The sequence below is a fragment of the Hymenobacter sp. UYAg731 genome, from assembly GCF_054061335.1.
In genome coordinates, this window is record NZ_JBSSEC010000019.1 from 1 (window position 1) to 1,254 (window position 1,254).

Sequence of the window (1,254 nt, forward strand, 5' to 3'; positions counted from 1 at the left end):
ATGAGGTGGTCGGGTAAAAACAGACAGTGCGAAGTCTTACCTTCCACTGCTCATGCCCGACAAAACACTCCCGAGCGGCTCGCCGCTGACCCGCAAGAAATATACGCCGGCCTTCAAAGCCGAATGCGTGCGCCAGGTGGCCGCTGGGGCCCGGCAAACCGACGTGGCCCGCGCCCAGGGCCTCTCACCCGCCTTGCTCGGCCGCTGGCAGCGCCAGGCGTTAGCCGAGGCGGTACCTAGCAGCGCGGAACGCGACGAGATTAAGCGCTTGCGCGCCGAGCTCAAACGCGTGGAACAGGAGCGCGACATTTTAAAAAAAGTCGTGACTATCTTCTCCCAACCGCCTCAATCATGAGCCGTTACCAGTTTATCGAGCAGGTTGCTGCCACCGAGCCCGTGCAGGTGCTCTGCCGCGTGCTAGCGGTCAGTGCCGCGGGCTATTATCAGTGGCGGAGCCGGGCAGCGCGCCCAACGCCCGCTTGGGAGCCTGCGGCCAACGCCGCCTTTTCGCGCCATGCCCAGCGCTATGGCACCCGACGCCTGCGGGCAGAATTGCGCGCGGAAGGGCACGCCGTCGGGCGCCATGCCCTGCGTACCTGGCTGCGTCGCCGCGGCTTGCGGGCGTTGAGTACGCGTCCGCAACGCCCGCGTACCACCGTGGCCGACCCCGCGGCAGTCGTGGCCGAAAACCTGCTTCTTGGCCAGCCCGCGCCCACCGCGCCCAATCAGGTGTGGGTCGGAGATATCACCTATCTGCCCCTGGTCGGCGGGCGCTGGTGCTATTTGGCCACTTGGCGCGACACCTGCTCCCGGCGCGTGATCGGCTGGCACCTTGACCAGCAGATGCCCACCGAACTGGTGCTCACGGCCCTGGAGCAAGCCCTAACGTTACGCCAGCCGGCTCCCGGCCTGATAATCCACGCCGACCGCGGCAGTCAATACACCAGCTCGGCTTGCCGAACGCGCATCGAAAAAGCCCAGGCGCTGGCCAGCTATAGCCGGCCGGGCAACCCCTATGATAACGCTCAGGCCGAGGCCGATTGGAGCACGCTCAAAACGGAATTGCTGCCTCACGGCGGCGCGTTTGCCAGCCTCGAAGAGGCCCGTTTAGAGGTCGCCTACTACCTCGAAACCTACTTCAATCTCGACCGGCGCCACTCCGCCCTCGGCTACCGCTCGCCCCACCAATTCGAACGCGACTTTCAAATCAGCATATCTTAGTGCATTGTCCGTTTTTACTGGACCACCCCAATT

At 64.4% G+C, this 1,254-nt stretch carries 2 protein-coding genes; both read left to right on the forward strand.

Features of this window, described 5'->3' with window-relative positions:
- Nucleotides 1-52 precede the first annotated feature (52 nt).
- On the forward strand, nt 53-355 hold the full coding sequence (locus tag ACVWYF_RS22825; protein WP_457072500.1) for a transposase: 303 nt from the start codon (nt 53-55) through the stop codon (nt 353-355).
- Nucleotides 352-1,221: an IS3 family transposase gene (locus ACVWYF_RS22830; protein ID WP_457072501.1), complete on the forward strand. Its 870-nt coding sequence runs from the start codon at nt 352-354 to the stop codon at nt 1,219-1,221. Before ACVWYF_RS22825 ends, ACVWYF_RS22830 begins: the two co-directional genes overlap by 4 nt.
- Nucleotides 1,222-1,254: the final 33 nt, after the last annotated feature.